The organism is Veronia pacifica (genome assembly GCF_001707825.1).
In the GTDB taxonomy this organism is placed as follows: domain Bacteria; phylum Pseudomonadota; class Gammaproteobacteria; order Enterobacterales; family Vibrionaceae; genus Veronia; species Veronia pacifica.
The window spans coordinates 1-481 of the sequence record NZ_LYBM01000129.1; the positions used below are offsets into that span (position 1 = coordinate 1).

The 481-nt window shown below is 53.6% G+C and carries 3 tRNA genes; all 3 read left to right on the forward strand.

Going from position 1 to position 481, the window contains the following annotated elements:
• Positions 1-12: 12 nt before the first annotated feature.
• The 3 genes from A8L45_RS23430 to A8L45_RS23440 all read left to right on the forward strand — a co-directional run bounded on the left by A8L45_RS23430 (position 13) and on the right by A8L45_RS23440 (position 382).
• Positions 13-89: transfer RNA gene (locus tag A8L45_RS23430), tRNA-Met, on the forward strand.
• 115 nt (positions 90-204) lie between these two features.
• Positions 205-281, forward strand: a tRNA-Met gene (locus A8L45_RS23435).
• A gap of 25 nt (positions 282-306) precedes the next feature.
• Positions 307-382: transfer RNA gene (locus tag A8L45_RS23440), tRNA-Gly, on the forward strand.
• Positions 383-481 lie beyond the last annotated feature (99 nt).

A 481-nucleotide genomic window follows, 5' to 3' on the forward strand; every position in this document is an offset into this window, starting at 1 on the left:
GTGAAATACGGACGCGGGGTGGAGCAGTTTGGTAGCTCGTCGGGCTCATAACCCGAAGGTCGTCGGTTCAAATCCGGCCCCCGCAACCAATTTCTCAGAGATTCTGAGAACAAAGCGACACTAGCTCAGCTGGTAGAGCAAGACACTTACTAAGTGTGCCAACAATTTCAGGCTGTCATTGTGCCTTGAACAGTGAAATACGGACGCGGGGTGGAGCAGTTTGGTAGCTCGTCGGGCTCATAACCCGAAGGTCGTCGGTTCAAATCCGGCCCCCGCAACCAATTTCTCAGAGATTATGAGAACAAAGCGACACTAGCTCAGCTGGTAGAGCGCGACCTTGCCAAGGTCGAGGTCACGAGTTCGAACCTCGTGTGTCGCTCCAAATTTATGTTCTTGATGCGTCGGGAACAAGCGAACGCAAGCGTTTTGCCAAGGTCGAGGTCACGCCTAAGCCTTGAAGATCGGGAACCTCGTGTGTCGC